This is a genomic window from Stenotrophomonas sp. Sm6012 (assembly GCF_030985895.1).
GTDB lineage: Bacteria > Pseudomonadota > Gammaproteobacteria > Xanthomonadales > Xanthomonadaceae > Stenotrophomonas > Stenotrophomonas forensis.
The window spans coordinates 1-15088 of sequence record NZ_JAPTFX010000123.1; the positions used below are offsets into that span (position 1 = coordinate 1).

At 68.8% G+C, this 15088-nt stretch carries 16 protein-coding genes; 14 read left to right on the forward strand and 2 right to left on the reverse strand.

The genetic code is table 11. From position 1 onward, the window contains the following. Positions 1 to 37: 37 nt before the first annotated feature. Together O0J73_RS17415 and O0J73_RS17420 are read right to left on the reverse strand one after the other, a co-directional pair. The gene (locus O0J73_RS17415) at positions 38 to 352 is read right to left on the reverse strand and encodes an AzlD family protein (protein ID WP_005409898.1); all 315 of its coding nucleotides are present in this window, start codon (positions 350 to 352) and stop codon (positions 38 to 40) included. Further along, a complete protein-coding gene (locus tag O0J73_RS17420; RefSeq protein ID WP_274510601.1) occupies positions 349 to 1083 on the reverse strand; it encodes an AzlC family ABC transporter permease in 735 nt (244 codons plus the stop codon). Before O0J73_RS17420 ends, O0J73_RS17415 begins: the two co-directional genes overlap by 4 nt. Positions 1084 to 1209: 126 nt before the next feature. On the opposite strand from O0J73_RS17420, the gene O0J73_RS17425 reads away from it, so the two are divergent. From O0J73_RS17425 to O0J73_RS17490, 14 genes are all read left to right on the forward strand, one after another. Further along, the gene (locus tag O0J73_RS17425; protein ID WP_197565108.1) at positions 1210 to 1674 is read left to right on the forward strand and encodes an Lrp/AsnC family transcriptional regulator; all 465 of its coding nucleotides are present in this window, start codon (positions 1210 to 1212) and stop codon (positions 1672 to 1674) included. Between the two features lie 297 nt (positions 1675 to 1971). Continuing rightward, complete coding sequence (locus tag O0J73_RS17430) at positions 1972 to 2652, forward strand: TonB C-terminal domain-containing protein (RefSeq protein ID WP_197564028.1); 681 nt, start codon at positions 1972 to 1974, stop codon at positions 2650 to 2652. Positions 2653 to 2668: 16 nt separating this feature from the next. Continuing rightward, positions 2669 to 3199 carry a sigma-70 family RNA polymerase sigma factor gene (locus O0J73_RS17435; RefSeq protein ID WP_006449274.1) on the forward strand — a complete coding sequence of 177 codons (531 nt, stop codon included), beginning with the start codon at positions 2669 to 2671 and terminating at the stop codon, positions 3197 to 3199. Between the two features lie 69 nt (positions 3200 to 3268). After that, a complete protein-coding gene (locus O0J73_RS17440) occupies positions 3269 to 4249 on the forward strand; it encodes a DUF4880 domain-containing protein (protein WP_197564029.1) in 981 nt (326 codons plus the stop codon). A gap of 58 nt (positions 4250 to 4307) precedes the next feature. Further along, positions 4308 to 4859 carry a hypothetical protein gene (locus O0J73_RS17445; protein ID WP_164087703.1) on the forward strand — a complete coding sequence of 184 codons (552 nt, stop codon included), beginning with the start codon at positions 4308 to 4310 and terminating at the stop codon, positions 4857 to 4859. Positions 4860 to 4978: 119 nt separating this feature from the next. Further along, positions 4979 to 5563 carry a hypothetical protein gene (locus O0J73_RS17450; RefSeq protein WP_308309247.1) on the forward strand — a complete coding sequence of 195 codons (585 nt, stop codon included), beginning with the start codon at positions 4979 to 4981 and terminating at the stop codon, positions 5561 to 5563. Positions 5564 to 5620: 57 nt separating this feature from the next. After that, entirely contained in the window at positions 5621 to 6058 is a 438-nt protein-coding gene (gspG, locus tag O0J73_RS17455) for a type II secretion system major pseudopilin GspG (RefSeq protein ID WP_308309248.1), read from the forward strand. A gap of 9 nt (positions 6059 to 6067) precedes the next feature. Beyond that, on the forward strand, positions 6068 to 6973 hold the full coding sequence (gene gspK, locus O0J73_RS17460) for a type II secretion system minor pseudopilin GspK (protein WP_197564030.1): 906 nt from the start codon (positions 6068 to 6070) through the stop codon (positions 6971 to 6973). Further along, a complete protein-coding gene (gene gspL / locus O0J73_RS17465; protein WP_197564031.1) occupies positions 6970 to 8133 on the forward strand; it encodes a type II secretion system protein GspL in 1164 nt (387 codons plus the stop codon). Before gspK ends, gspL begins: the two co-directional genes overlap by 4 nt. Continuing rightward, on the forward strand, positions 8130 to 8657 hold the full coding sequence (gene gspM / locus O0J73_RS17470) for a type II secretion system protein GspM (protein ID WP_308309249.1): 528 nt from the start codon (positions 8130 to 8132) through the stop codon (positions 8655 to 8657). Before gspL ends, gspM begins: the two co-directional genes overlap by 4 nt. After that, a complete protein-coding gene (gene gspD, locus O0J73_RS17475; RefSeq protein ID WP_197564033.1) occupies positions 8654 to 11041 on the forward strand; it encodes a type II secretion system secretin GspD in 2388 nt (795 codons plus the stop codon). The genes gspM and gspD overlap by 4 nt, the downstream gene beginning before the upstream one ends. Further along, positions 11038 to 12471: a type II secretion system ATPase GspE gene (gene gspE / locus O0J73_RS17480; protein ID WP_197564034.1), complete on the forward strand. Its 1434-nt coding sequence runs from the start codon at positions 11038 to 11040 to the stop codon at positions 12469 to 12471. Before gspD ends, gspE begins: the two co-directional genes overlap by 4 nt. A gap of 7 nt (positions 12472 to 12478) precedes the next feature. Next, the gene (gspF, locus tag O0J73_RS17485; RefSeq protein ID WP_197564035.1) at positions 12479 to 13678 is read left to right on the forward strand and encodes a type II secretion system inner membrane protein GspF; all 1200 of its coding nucleotides are present in this window, start codon (positions 12479 to 12481) and stop codon (positions 13676 to 13678) included. 217 nt (positions 13679 to 13895) lie between these two features. Next, entirely contained in the window at positions 13896 to 15032 is a 1137-nt protein-coding gene (locus tag O0J73_RS17490) for a substrate-binding domain-containing protein (protein ID WP_197564036.1), read from the forward strand. Positions 15033 to 15088: the final 56 nt, after the last annotated feature.

Here is a 15088-nt window from a genome sequence, read left to right on the forward strand (position 1 = left end):
GAGCAGGGCTCGGCTCCACCCAGGAAGGGCGAGCGCGTCAGCCCATCAGGTAGCGCAGTACACCCGCCGAGACCACGCCGATCAGCACCGTCGGCAGCATCGACAACCGCGTGGCGGCCAGCAGGGTGATCGCCAGTGCCGCCAGGTCGGCCGGCTTGTCGGCGACGAAGTCCGGTGCGATCACCGAGATCAGCACGCAGCCGGGTGCGGCTTCCATCACCGTTACCGCGCGCTTGCTCAGCGTACGGTTGCGCAGCGCCAGGAATCCGACGATGCGGGTCAGGTAGGTGGCGGCCGCCATCAGCACGATGGTCAGCACCGAGGTCCAGTGGATCAAGCCATTGAAGATCATGCCGCGTCCTCCGCCAGCAGCCAGGCCGCCGCGAGGCCGGCCAGCGCACCACTGGCGACATACCAGGCTCCAGGCACCAGCAGGTAGGTGGTGGCGGCCACCACCAGGCTCACCAGCCAGGGCCGCGCGGCCTTCATGCCCTGCCACATGCCGCGCAGCAGCACCAGGAACACGGCGGGGAAGGCCATGTCGAAGCCATAGGCGTGGATGTCGCCCAGCATCGGGCCGACGATCGCGCCCAGCGCGGTACAGGCCACCCAGACCGTGTACAGGCCGGCCGAGACGCCCAGGTAGTAGGCCAGGCTGAAGCCGAGGGCGCGGCGGCGTGCGTCGGCCACGCCCATTGCCCAGCTCTCGTCGCACATGAAGAACAGCGCGGGCAGCACCCGGCGGCGCGGAAGGTGCTGCAGCAGCGGCGCCAGGCTGGCGCCCATCAGCAGGTGGCGGCTGTTGACCAGCGCGGTGATCGCCACGATCAGGGCGATGTGTGGCGGCGAGGTCCACAGTTCGACTGCGGCGAATTCCGAGCCGCCGGCGAAGTTGAGGCCGGTCATCAGTGGTACTTCAAGGGCGGTCAGGCCCTTCTGTGCGGCCTGGGCGCCGAGCACCAGGGCGAAGGGAATGAAGCCGATCATCACCGGCACGGCGGCGCGCAGGCCGCGCAGGAATTCGGCACGCGGTGCGGTGTCGCAGGTGGCGTCAGGCAGGGGGAGGGTGGTACGGGCGTCCATGGAACGACACAACTGAGTGGGGTGGCCCATCCTAGCGGCCTGATCGCGAAATCGGGTTGCGTTGATGCCACTGGATTGGCGAGGATTGGAATTTCATGCGGCCAGCGTTGCCAAGGGTGGAATTTCATGCAGTACCAGCTCGACAATCTCGATCGGCGCATCCTCGACGCCCTGCAAGGGGACGGACGCCTGCAGAACCTGGAGCTGGCGCGCCAGGTGGGCCTCTCGCCGTCGGCCTGCCTGCGCCGGGTGCGGCTGCTGGAGGAAGGCGGCTACATCGACCGCTACGTGGCGCTGCTGAACGAGGCCAAGATCGGGCGGGGCTTCACCGTGTTCGTGCGGGTGTGGCTGCGCGGGCAGGACGAGGACACCACCAATCACTTCATCAACAGCATCAAGTCTTTCCCGGAAGTGCTTGAATGCCATCTGATGGCCGGTGACTGCGATTTCCTGCTGCGAGTGGCGGTGGCCGACCTTGATGCCTACCGGCAGTTCCAGATGCAGCACCTGAACCGGATTGCCGGGGTGCAGAACACCAAGACCGAGATTCCGATGCAGCGGATCAAGCAGACCACCCGCCTGCCGCTTTGAGGGGTGGGGGCGGGCCGGGTTGCACCCGCCACCTGACAGATCCCCGCGATGTGCCGGAACGGCATGAGCTGCTCCTGGTGGGTGTCGACCATGGTCGACACGCTTTGGTCGGCACAGGGCCGGACCCGGTTGCTTCGCAGCGTGCTCCGCGCAGCCTCGCTCGCCCTCGGCCGTGGACGCTGGTCATCGCAATGACATGTGCTGCCGGTACGGTTTGAACCCGCTTGCTGGTCGCGCGGGCCGGGGTTCCGCTCGTGCCGCGCGTGCACTGCAGCTGCTGTCGCTGCCGAGGGTCATGTGTTCTACGTCAGGGGGCTGAATGGACACCATGCGGTCAGAACTTGGAGGGTGGCCATCGCCGCATGGCTGCTGTTGTCCTTCGCGGCCGCCGCACAGGACGGTGTTCATGCCTACGACATCCCGGCGCAGCCGCTGGAGCTGGCCGTCGAGCGCTTCAGTGTCATCAGCGGGTGGTCGGTGATGTACCCGGGTGACCTTGCCGCCGGGCGCAGCAGCCATGCACTGCGTGCCAGCCTGCCGCCGCTGCCGGCGCTGCAGGCGCTGCTGCAGGACACCGGCATCGAGGCCGAGGTGATCGGCGAGCAGCGCGTGGTGCTGCGCCGGGGTGCGCTATCCGTGAATGAAATGACGCCAGGCAGCGAAGCTGCCGACGCCGAGCGGCGCCGTCGCTATGGCGGCGTGCAGCAGCGCCTGCGCGAGGCGTTCTGTGACGACCCGGGCATCGCGCCGGGTCGTTATGCGGCAACGCTGCGCTTCCGCATTGACAGCGACGGCCAGGTGCTGGCGCCTGAGCTGGTGTCTGGCACTGGCAGTGCAGGCCGCGACGCGCGCCTGCTGCAGGCGCTGGCGCAGCTGGTGCTGGCGCCCGATGCCGCCGCGCTGCCGCAGCCGGTGACGTTGCAGATCCGACCTTCCGGCATCGACCACGACTGTGGCCGGCGCTCGCCCCTTCCATGACTTCAAGGATTCGAACATGAGCAACGGTACGGCTGGGGCAGTTGACCTGATGGACCACCTTCTGGGGGCCTATGACGAGTTGAAGCGGCGGCTGGTGCGCAAGCTGGGCTCGGAGGAGCTGGCAGGCGACGCGCTGCAGGATACCTGGATGCGCCTGAGCGCCCGCCGCGATCGGCTGGACGCGGTGCAGAACCCGGCGGCCTACCTGCTGCGCATGGCGATGAACACCGTGATCGACCGCCAACGTGCCGACCATCGACTGCTGAGCCTGGATGAGGTGGATGCGCTGATGGACCTGGCCGATCCGGCGCCGGGCCCGGCGCAGGCCGCGGAACTGGACTTCGCGTTGCAGGACATGGTCGCCCTGCTGCAGCGCATGCCCGAGCGCCGCCGCCGCATCCTGCTGGCGATCCGCGTCGATGGCCTGCAGCAGCGCGACGTGGCCGAGCACCTGGGGGTGTCGCTGCGATTGGTGCAGCGTGAACTGAAGGCGGCTCAGGATTATCTGGCCGAGCGCAGCGGGCAGGGGCGCCAGGTGCGGTTCTGAGCGCCGGCATCCGTCTACACTTTGACGCCGAGCAGAACCCCGCAGCGTGCGGGTCCGGCATGAGCCCCCATGGACGCTGACGATCGCCCGCAACGCCCGCTGGATGCCGTCGAGCGTCAGGCCCATGCGTGGGTGGTGCGGCTGACCTCGGGCGAGGCCACCGCCGCCGATGGGCGCAGGTTCCGCGCGTGGTGCGACGCCGATCCCCGCCATCGGGAGGCGTTCGGCCGTGCACGGCGGCAGTGGGACCAGGTGCGGCTGGCGGGCGAACAGCTGCCCGCCGCGGCGCGCCAGCCGGTCGCGCCGGGCCGTGCACAGCGCTGGAGCCGACGCGCCTTCCTTGGCGCCGCGATTGCCGCGCCGGCCAGCCTGGTGGTGGTCGCTGCGATCCGCCCGCCGCTGGGCCTGTGGCCGCCGGTCGCGGCAATGGCCGCCGATTTCCACACCGGTACCGGCGAGCGCCTGCAGGTCACGCCGGTGCCGCAGCTGAAGATCGATCTGGATACGCAGAGCAGCCTGCGCCGTCGCGCCGCCGCCGATGGCGAGGGCTTTGAACTGGTGCAGGGCCAGGCCGCGATCGAAACCCGGGCCGGCCTGCGCCTGGCGTTGTTTGCCGGGCCGGGCTGCGTGATCGCCGACGAAGGTGCGGTGCGCCTGGACGTGCGCAACACCCATGGCCAGGTGCGGGTCACCTGCCTGCACGGCAGTGCCCGCATCGAGCACCCGCAGGGCCGCCTGCAGCTGCAGGCCGGGCAGCAGACCCGCTACGACGAGCGCCTCAGTGGCGTGGTGGCCGAGGCGGTGGCCTCGGAGGTGAGCGCCTGGACCGAGGGCATGCTGGTGTTCCGCCGTGCGCCACTGCGTGAGGTGGTGGACGAGATCAACCGCTACCGCCGCGGCAGGATCGTGCTGGGTGAATCGGCGTTGGCGCGTGCGCCGGTCAGCGGCCGCTTCCGCATCGATGATCCCGACGCGGCCCTTGAACAGCTGCGGCAGTCGATGTCGCTGGATCTGCGTCGCTTTCCGGGTGGCATCGCCGTCCTTGGTTAGATGATGACGCTGGCCCCGCGCTTCACGCAGGGCCGTTGCAAGCAAGGAGAGGCCAAGGGTGCGCAACGAGACCATCGGTGTGCTGGATCTGCGTCGCAATCTGTCGGCGTTGCTGGAGACCACGCAACGACGACCGTTGATGGTGCATCGCTATGGATCACCGTGGGTGTGCGTGGTCTCCGAAGCGCAATGGCAGCAGCAGGCGGTGCTGCTGGAGTTCGATCCGCAATCGCATCCGTTGGCGATGCTGCTGCGCCTGCAGCAGCAGGTACTTCCGCTGCCAGAGGCGGGTGCGCTGGCGCCCGCGGCGATGGCAAGGGCGCTGCTGCTGATGGGCATGTACGCAATCGATGAGCTGGCGCAGCTGCACGACCAGGTGCAGCACCATCGGCTGTGGCACTGGTTCGTCGCTGGCGGCCACGGGATGATGGAGGGCTGGCAGCTTTCGCCGTTGCGTGTTGCGATGGCGTCATGGCTGGATGACGTGGCGATGACCGATGCGCTGGCGGCCTTCGCGCAACGCAGCGAGGTGGCCGTGCTGGCGCGCCGCTGTGGCGGCGACGTGCCGCGCCTGGAGCGAGAAGCCTGCAGGCGGATGACGCTGCGATGACGCCGATGAGGAAGCGCTACGCAGCGCACAGAGAGGCATTCGCGCTGTCGCTTCATTCGCCCTGCCGACGTCTTTCCTGAGTACGGCGCATCACGCGTCGCAGAGCGCAGGCGATGCCGATGGCAGACAGTCGCAGTGTCACCATGCTGGAACTGGACCGGCACCTGAGCCAGTCGCTGGAGCAGGCACGGCATGCGCCGGTGAACGTGCAACGCTATGGACGCTCGTGGGTATGGGTGCTGTCCAGCGACGCGTGGGCGGATGCTGCGCGTTGGGCGGCGCTGGACAGCAGCGCGCATCCGTTGTTGGCCCTGCGCAGGGCGCTTGATGTGCAGTTGCGGCCCTGGCCCGAGACTGTCATGAACCTGCTGCCGTTTGATGCGGGCGATACGCGTGCGCTGCAACGCGCCGCGTTGCTGGTGGTGCTGCGCGATCTGAACAGCGCGCAGCGGGTGTTCGATGATCTGCGCTACCACCAGGCCTATCGGCTGTTCGTCGGCCTCGGTCACGGCACGGCATGGTCGCCGATGCAATGCGTGCGGCTGCTGAAGGCGTGCACGCAACCGCCGCTGCGTGCCTGCATTGAAGACACGCTGGGCGAAATTCCTGCACCGCTGCTGGAGGCCGCGTGCGTGCCTGCAATGCGCGCAATGCCGCTGCAGGTGCAGGCGCAGCGAATAGCAGGCGGATGTTTATCGTACTGACACATGCACCGCTGACCATGGCGCAGCGGTCTCTTCCAGGATGACGGGGGCGGAACAATGGCAAGGCAGGTTCGTGGTCGCTGGGCACGGCAGCAGGGTTTCAGCCTGATCGAGATCATGGTGGTGGTGGTGATCATCGGCATCCTCGCCGCCTTGATCGTGCCGCGCTTGATGGATCGCCCCGACCAGGCGCGCGTGGCGGCGGCGCGGCAGGATATCGCTGCGTTGATGCAGGCGTTGAAGCTGTTCAAGCTGGACAACGGACGCTACCCCACTGCCGAGCAGGGGTTGAAGGCGTTGGTGACGCCACCGCAGGGCGGCGGCGCAATGCCGGTGACGCCCTATCTGGACCGCCTGCCGAATGACCCGTGGGGCCATCCCTACCAGTACCAGATTCCCGGCACCCACGGCGACATCGATGTGTTCTCACTGGGCGCGGACAGCAAGCCGGGCGGCGATGCCGGCAACGCGGACATCGGCTCCTGGCAGCTGTGAGGCCCACCGATGGCAGCCCGGGTGCGTTCGGTGTCGTGCGCCGGCCAGCGTGGCATGGCGGTGATCGTGGCGATGCTGGTGGTGGCGTTGGTGGCGGTGATCGCCACCGCGCTGCTGACCCGGCAGTCGGCGCAGCTGCGCATGCTGCGCGGCGACCAGCTTCGTGCGCAGGTGCGCATGACCGTGGACGCCTCGCTGGAGCGCGCGGCACAGCAGTTGCGTGAAGACGTACGCGAGCAGGTGACGACGGTGCGCGACGGGCGCTGGGCGCGGCCGCTGCAATCGCAGGTGCCGCTTCCGGTACAGCTGCAACTGGTCGATGCGCAGTCGATGTTCAACCTGCGCAATCTGCTGGCACAGGGCAAGCCGGACCCGGACGCACGGCACGCGTTCATCGCCCTGTGCGCCGGGCAGGGGCTGGGGCAGGGCGCCTGCGCCTCTGCGGCCGAGCACATACAGGCGCGCCTGCGCGATGGCGACATCCAGGCGCAGGCGCCCCTGCCGCGCGAATCATTGATCGAGCAGGCCTTTGCGGGGTCGGATCCGCTGGCCGTGCAGGCGCTGGCACGGCGCACCGTGGTGCTGCCGGCGCAGACCCTGGTCAATGCCAACACCTGCGATCTCAGCGTGCTGCAGGCGGTCACGCCCGAGGTCGAACGGGGGCGCCTGCAGGCGCTGCTCGGGGAGCGGGACGGCGGCCACTGGCTGCTCAATCGCGGTGACATCGCCAATCGACTCCAACTGAGCAGCGCGCAGATGGCCCTGGTTCCCCTTGGCATTCATAGTGAGTGGTTTCTCGCCGTCGGCCAAGTACAGGCCGACGGCCAGGCGGTCGACTTCCGGGCACTGATCTGGCGCGAGTACCGCGATGACGGTGTGCGCGTGCAACGCGTGTGGACGAGGATCGGCGCATGAGCCTGCAGTTGAGGATCTGCCTGCCACCGCTGGAGCGCCTGCGCACCGACAGTGAGGTCGATTGGGCGCTGCTGCACAAGGGCGCCGTGCAGGCGCATGGCCGCGGGACGCTGATCGCGCTGGGCCAGCGCCATCCGCAGGCCGAGGTGCTGGCCTGCCTCGATCCGCACGATCTGATCCTGCTGGAGCTGCAGCTGCCGCCACTGACCGGGCGCAGGCTGCAGGCTGCATTGCAGGGCGAAGTGGAAGCGATGCTGCTGGATGACCTGCAGGAGGTGGCCCTGGCGCACGGCGCGCAGGCCGATGACGGCAGCGTGCCGGTCGCCTGGCTGGGCCAGCAGGCGATGGTGCAGGCACAACAGCTGCTGGAAGCGTGCGGCCTGCGGCTGCGGGCACTGTACCCGACGCCGCTGCTGCTGCCGTGGAACAGCGAGAAAGCGACGCTGCGGGACTGTGGCGAGCATCTGCTGGTGCGCAGCGGGCGTGACCGGGGCAGCGTGCTGTGGTGCGGCGGGCGTGACGCGGGCGCGGTGATGCAGGCGCTGGCGGCGCGGCTGCAGCAGTCCGGCGTACAGGCCGTGCAGTGGATCGGCAGCGTGCCGTCCACATGGCCGGAAAGCCTGCCTGCAACGGCGGTCGCGCACGAACTGCAGGCCTGTGGACCGCTGCCCGCGTGGTCTCTGCCCCTGCCCAGTGCAGCCCGGAAGCGGCCGCAGCTGGCGATCGGGCTGGCATTGGCCGCGGTGCTGCTGGCGGCCCTGGGCCTGCAGCTGCAGGTTTCGCGTTGGCGCAGCGAAGGCGAGGCGCTGCAGCAGGACATGGCGCGGCAGTTCAGCGCACGCTTCCCCGAGATCACCGATGTCGTGGACCCGGTGCTGCAGGCGCGGCGGGCGCTGGCTGCACCGGCGCCGCTGCCGTCGTTGCCGGCGGTGCAGCGGCAGGTGGCCAGTACGCTGCAGGCGATTCCGGAACTGGGTGGCCAGGTCCGCGCCCTGCACTACCAGCCGGGCCAGCTGGACCTTGAACTGGACCCGGATGCGCAGGCGCTGGCCGACGACGCACAACGGCTGCAGCAGTGGCAGCAGGCGGCCCAGGCACAGGGCCTGGGGCTGGCACGCGCGAGCGATGGGCGCCTGCGCGTGAGCGGGGGCGAGCGGTGACCACACCGACCCTGCGCCGGGGTGCGGGCCTGGCAGGCCTGCAGCAGCGCTGGCAGCGCCTGCCGCCTCGTGATCGGTTGATGCTGGGCGTGATGATGGGTGCGCTGCTGATGGCGGGCCTGTGGTCGTTCTGGCTGGAGCCGCTGCTGAAGCAGCGCACGCACTGGCAGGCGGAATTGCCGCGGCTGCAGGCACAGGCCACCGCACTGGCGCCGCTGCTGCGCGCCCGCGAGCGCCAGCAGCAGGCCCGGGACCAACGCCCGACGCTGGCCGGGCTGCGCGAACGGATCAGGTCCGCCGGCCTCGCCGAAGGACTGCATATCGAAGCACGCGACGGGCGCTGGCACCTGCAGGTGCAGGCCGTGCCCGCCGACGCGCTGTGGAACTGGCTGCTGCCGGTGCTGGCCGATCCGGCCATCGAACTGCAGCAGCTGCAACTGACACGTACAGGGGATGCGAACATGCCGGCGGCACGGATTTCCGGAAACATCGTGATGGAACCCGCTGCGGGTGGATATTCATGAGAGCGATGCGCAGTCTTGCCTGCAGCAGCGCGCTGGCCCTGATCGTTGGCATGGCGCATGTTCCGGCTGTGGTGCTGGCGCAGGACGCCCGCGATGAACCGGTGCAGTTGAACCTGGTGGATACCGATATCGGTGGCGTGCTGCGCATGGCAGCGCGCTTCACCGGCCGCCAGTTCCTGGTCGATCCGCGGGTGACCGGCAAGATGACCGTGGTCTCCGAGGGCCCAGTCAGCCGTACCCAGGCCTACCAGCTACTGCTGGGTGCGCTGCGCATGCGTGGCTTCGCCGTGGTCGAGAGCGGCGGTGTGAGCCGGGTGGTACCACAGGCCGACGCCAAGCTGCTCGGCGGACGCGTCGGTGCGGGTGGCGCCGGCGGCGAGGTGACCACGCGAACCTTCGCGCTGCGCTACGAGAACGCTGCCGCACTGGTGGCGGTGCTGCGGCCGATGATCAGCCCGGACAACCCGATCACGGCCAACCCGGGCAACAACACCCTGGTGATCACCGACTACGCCGACAACCTGGAGCGCATTGCGCGGGTGATCGCCAGCGTGGACACGCCGGCTGGCATGGACACCGATGTGGTCAAGCTGCAGCAAGGCATCGCGGTCGACGTAGCGGCGATGGTAGCGCCGCTGCTGGATGCACAAGGCGCCGAGCCGAGCCAGAAGGTGGTGGTGATGGCCGATCCGCGCAGCAACAGCGTGCTGCTGCGCTCCAGCAGCCCCGGTCGCACGCGCCTGGCGCGGCAGTTGGTGGAGAAGCTGGACAAGGCCCAGGACGAGTCCGGCAACCTGCACGTGGTGTATCTGCGCAACGCCCAGGCCAACCAGCTGGCCGGGGTGCTGCGCGGCGTGGTGGCCGGGCAGAGCGATGCACCGGCAATGGGCAGCAACGAAGGCATCACGCCGCTGCCCGGCGATGCCAGCCGCAGCACGCCGTCACAACCGTCGCAGGCGCAGGCGCAACAGGCAAAGGCCGGCGGCAATGCGCTGGAATCACAACGGCTTGATCCCAACCGCCGCGACCCGATCGAGGCCGGCAGCACCGGCTTCAGCCAGAACGGCATCTCGGTGCAGGCCGACGTGGCAACCAACACGCTGCTGATCTCGGCCCCCGAGCCGGTGTACCGCAACCTGCGGCGGGTGATCGACCAGCTTGACCAGCGCCGCGCCCAGGTGCTGGTGGAAAGCCTGATCGTGGAGGTCAACCAGACCGACGCGGCCGAACTGGGCGTGCAATGGATGCTGGGCAATGGCCGCACCTTCGGCGGCACCCACTTCGGGGGAACCACGGGTGGCAGCGGGCTGAACACCGCCGCGCGCACCACCCTGGACGTGCTGCCCAAGGATGGCCTGAAGATCGGTGTCATCGACGGCACCATCAACCTGCCGGGGGTCGGCCAGATCCTCAACATGAAGGCACTGGCCAATGCGCTGCAGAGCCGGGGCGGTGCCAACATCCTGTCCACGCCCAACCTGATGACCCTGGACAACGAGGCGGCCAGCATCATGGTCGGCCAGACCGTGCCGTTCGTCAGCGGTCGTTACGTGACCGACGGCGGGGGCGGCAGCAACAACCCGTTCCAGACCATCATTCGCGAGGACGTCGGCCTGAAGCTGCGCGTGCGGCCACAGATTTCCGAGGGCGGCACGGTGAAGCTGGACATCTACCAGGAAGTCAGCAGCATCGACGCGCAGAGCGCGAGCAGCACGGCCGGCATCATCACCAACAAGCGTGCACTGGACACCAGCGTACTGCTGGACGATGGCCAGATCATGGTGCTCGGTGGGCTGCTGGAGGACAGCGTCAGCCATGGTCGCGATGCGGTGCCGGGGCTGGGAAAGATCCCGGTGCTGGGGGCGCTGTTCCGCAGCGATACGCGCAAGCGCGCCAAGACCAACCTGATGGTGTTCCTGCGCCCGCATGTGGTGCGCGACCCGGCCGCCGGGCAGCGTCTGACCCGTGACCGCTACGACTACATGCGCAACGCGCAGGCCGGTGCACAGCCGGCGCAGAGCTGGGCACTGCCCGCGCTTTCCGCGCCGCAGCTGCCGCCGCAGGATCTGTCCGTGCTGGGGCAGGGCAATGCGCGCGATGGCCAGGGCCAGCCGTTGCAGAACACCAGCCTGGCGGCGTTGTATCCGGCCGGCGAGGGTGATGCACAGCTGGTGCAGTTCGCGCAGGGGCTGGACGTGGCACGCGCCAGCCAGGGCGTGGCGCAGGCACGGGCGCTGGGATTGCAGGCCTATGCCGAGGCCATGCCGGGCGGTAATGGGCAGCGCCTGCGGGTGCGGCTGCCACGCGATCCGTCGAAGCTGGACCCGGCGCTGCAGCAGTTGCGCGGGCTAGGCTACACGCCGGAACTGGTGATCGGTCCGTGAGCACGACCGCGCCGTTGCCGTATGCCTGGGTGCGCAGCCATGGCGTGATGCTGGCCGAGGCTGGCGGCGAGCCGGTGCTGCTGGGCACTGCCGAAACCGCCGCCTGGGCAGTGGCTGAACTGCGCCGCCGGCATGGCCCGCTGCCGTTCCAGGCGTTGGATTCCGCAGCGTGGCAGCAACGGCTGGGGGAGCAGTATCGCGACGGCGGCGATGCCGCTGCGGTGGTCGGTGCCGCTGAAAGCGAAGTGGATCTGGACCGGCTGATGCAGGACATGCCGGAAGTCACCGATCTGCTGGACGCGCAGGACGACGCGCCGGTGATCCGGATGATCAACGCGCTGCTGGCGCAGGCCGCACGCGATGGTGCCAGCGACCTGCACATCGAGCCGTTCGAGACCCATTCGGTGGTGCGCTACCGGGTCGATGGCACCCTGCGTGACATGGTGCAGCCACGCCGCGCGCTGCATGCGGCGCTGGTGTCGCGCATCAAGATCATGGCGCACCTGGATATCGCCGAGAAGCGCCTGCCGCAGGACGGCCGCATCGCGATCCGTGTCGGTGGCCGGCCACTGGACATCCGCGTGTCAACGGTGCCGACCGGGCATGGCGAGCGCGCCGTGCTGCGCCTGCTGGAAAAGGATGCCGGCCGCCTGCAGCTGCAGCGGCTCGGCATGGCCGACGACACCCTGGCGACCTTCACCGGGTTGATCCGGCAACCGCATGGCATCGTGCTGGTGACCGGCCCGACCGGCAGTGGCAAGACCACCTCGCTGTATGCGGCGCTGGGCCAGCTCGACAGCAGCACCAGCAACATCCTGACCGTGGAAGATCCGGTGGAGTACGACTTCGCCGGTATCGGCCAGATCCAGGTCAATGCACGCATCGGCATGAGCTTCGGCACCGCGCTGCGCGCGATCCTGCGCCAGGACCCGGATACGATCATGATCGGCGAGATCCGCGACCTGGAAACCGCGCAGATCGCGGTGCAGTCCTCGCTGACCGGCCATGGCGTGCTGGCCTCGCTGCACACCAACGACGCGATCTCGGCGGTGACGCGCCTGGCCGACATGGGTGTGGAGCCGTTCCTGCTGGCTTCGTCGCTGCGCGGCGTCCTGGCGCAGCGGCTGGTGCGGCGCCTGTGCACCCAGTGCCGGCGTGCAGAGGTGGATGGCAAGGGCCGTACCGTGTGGCGCGCGGTGGGCTGCGCGGCGTGCGCGAACAGCGGCTATCGGGGACGCACCGGTATCCATGAACTGTTCGTGGTCGATGAGCGCGTGCGCGCCCTGATCCACGAAGGGCAGGGCGAGCCGGCGCTGCGGGAGGCGGCACGGCGTGCCGGCATGCGCAACCTGCGCGAGGATGGCCAGCGCTGGGTCGACAGTGGCGTGACCACATTGGAAGAGATCCTGCGCGTCACCGGCGACGCTTGAGGCGACGATGGCACTGTTCGACTACCAGGCCGCCAATGCGCAGGGCCGCATCGAGAAAGGACAGCTGGATGCCGACAGCCCGCGCAGCGCGCGCCAGCTGCTGCGCGGACGCGGGCTGACACCGGTACAGGTGAGTGTGGCGCGCGCTGCAGGCAGTGGCTGGGGCGCACGCCGCCTGTCCGCCAGCGAGCTGGCCTGGGCCACGCGCCAGTTGGCCAGCCTGCTGGCCGCAAGCCTGCCGCTGGAAAGCGCGTTGAGCGCGGTGATCGAGCAGGCCGAGCGCCCGCACGTCGCGCAGGCGCTTACCGCGGTGCGTGCCGACGTGCGCGCCGGCCAGCGCCTGACCGTGGCACTGGCCGCGCGGCCGCGTGATTTCCCGCCGATCTACCGTGCGCTGGTCGGTGCGGGCGAAGACTCCGGTGATCTGGCGCGCGTGATGGAGCGTCTGGCCGACTACATCGAGGAGCGCAATGCACTGCAGGCCAAGGTGCTGACGGCCTTCATCTACCCGGCGGCGATCAGCCTGGTATCGGTGGCGATCGTGATCTTCCTGCTCAGCTACGTCGTGCCGCAGGTGGTGACCGCGTTCGTGCAGGCGCGGCAGACGCTGCCGATGCTGACCCAGGTGATGCTGGCTGCCAGCGCGTTCGTGCGCAGCTGGGGCGTGTGGGTGGCGCTGTGCAGTGGCGCGATGGTGGTGGCGTGGCGGCTTGCACTGCGCCGGCCGGAGCTGCGCCTGCGCTGGGATGCGATGCTGCTGCGCGTGCCGATGGTCGGGCGCTTTGTTCGGGGCGTGAACAGTGCGCGCTTTGCCTCGACGCTGGCGATCCTGCTCGATGCCGGCGTGCCGCTGCTGCGTGCCCTGGAGGCGGCGCGGCAGACGTTGGGCAATGCATTGCTGGCGCGCTGCGCCGACGACGTATCCGCGCGGGTTCGCGAAGGTGCGGCGCTGGGTGCTGCGCTGAAGGTGCAGAAAGTCTATCCGCCGATCCTGGTGCACCTGGTGGCCAGTGGCGAGAAGACCGGTTCGCTGGCACCCCTGCTGGATCGCGCTGCACAGACCATCTCACGCGAGATCGAGCGCCGGGCGATGGCGCTGACCGCACTGCTGGAACCGACCATGATCCTGGTGATGGGCGGGGTGGTACTGACCATCGTACTGGCGGTGCTGATGCCGATCATGGAGATGAACCAGCTGGTGCAGTAGATCCACGCCCTGCGCGGATGGATCGCCCGATTCTCCACACAATCCTCCACACCTTTTCCCGATCTTCCACAGGTTTCTTAAGCGGCCTGTCATCGGCGCGGACCAGCATGGACACGTCGCCGCAGAGTGGGCTGGGAGGCCCTCGGCGGCAGCAGGCGTGAAGTGACCGTTCCTCCCTTGGTGTTTCCCTTCGCAGTAAACCCTTCAGGAGAAGATCATGAACAAGTACAAGACCCTGGCCGCGCTGGTTGCCACCGCGCTGCTGGCTACCGCAGGTGCCGCCTCGGCGCAGTCGCTCGTGCAGGGCGGTGGCGCTTCGCTGCCGGCCAAGCTGTACAAGGGTTCGGCCGACAGCATCCTGCCGGCCAACTTCAGCTATGAAGTGACCGGCTCGGGCACCGGCAAGCAGGCCTTCCTGGAAAACCGTGCCGACCTGTTCAAGACCACCGGCACCGTGCATTTCGCCGGCAGCGACTCGGTGCTGACCGACGCTGAGATCGCCGCCTACGCCGCCAACTTCGCCCCGACCTACGGCCCGCTGATCCAGATTCCGTCGGTCGGCACCTCGGTCACCGTTCCGTTCAACAGCGCCGGTGGCAATCTCGACCTGAGCGTCACCCAGCTGTGCGGCGTGTTCTCCGGCAAGATCACCAACTGGAGCACCTTGGACGCGAATCGTTCGGGCCCGATCACCGTCGTGTACCGCAACGAGAAGAGCGGAACCACCGAACTGCTGACCCGCTTCCTGGCCAGCGCCTGCTCGGCCAGCGACACCGCCGGCAGCACCCTGATCGGCGGCAAGTTCAGCACCACCCAGGAGTTCTGGAAGCAGTTCTCGTCGCTGCCGGCGAACTTCACCACCGCTTCGGCGCTGGGCAGCCAGCCGCTGTATGACAAGGTCTATGCCACCACCGGTGCGATCGGTTACATCGGCCCGGACGTGGTGCCGAACCTGAGCGACGCCACCAAGATCGCCAAGGTGCGTGGCTTCTCGCCGAACGACCCGAGCGTGCAGGCCACCCTGGACACGGTGCTGCCGCCGACCGGCGCTGCTGCCAATGACGTGCGCAACTGGGCCCCGGTGTTCACCAACCCGCCGGCCGTCGGCTATCCGATCGTGGGTTACACCACCTTCGAGCTGGGCCAGTGCTACAAGGCCGGCAACGTTGCGCTCGCCCTGCGCGGCTTCCTGCTGGGCCACTACAACGGCAACAACGATGCTGCGTCGCGTGCCCACGGCTTCGTTCCGCTCACCCCGGCCTGGCGTGATGCCATCCGCACCCGCTTCGTGCTCGCCAGCAGCGTCAACGGCGTGAACAACGCCAGCGCCTGCGCCGGCCTCGGCCGCCCGTAATCGCGTCGAACGCAGTGCTTGAACCGAGCGCCGGCCGTGCGGCCGGCGCTCTCTTG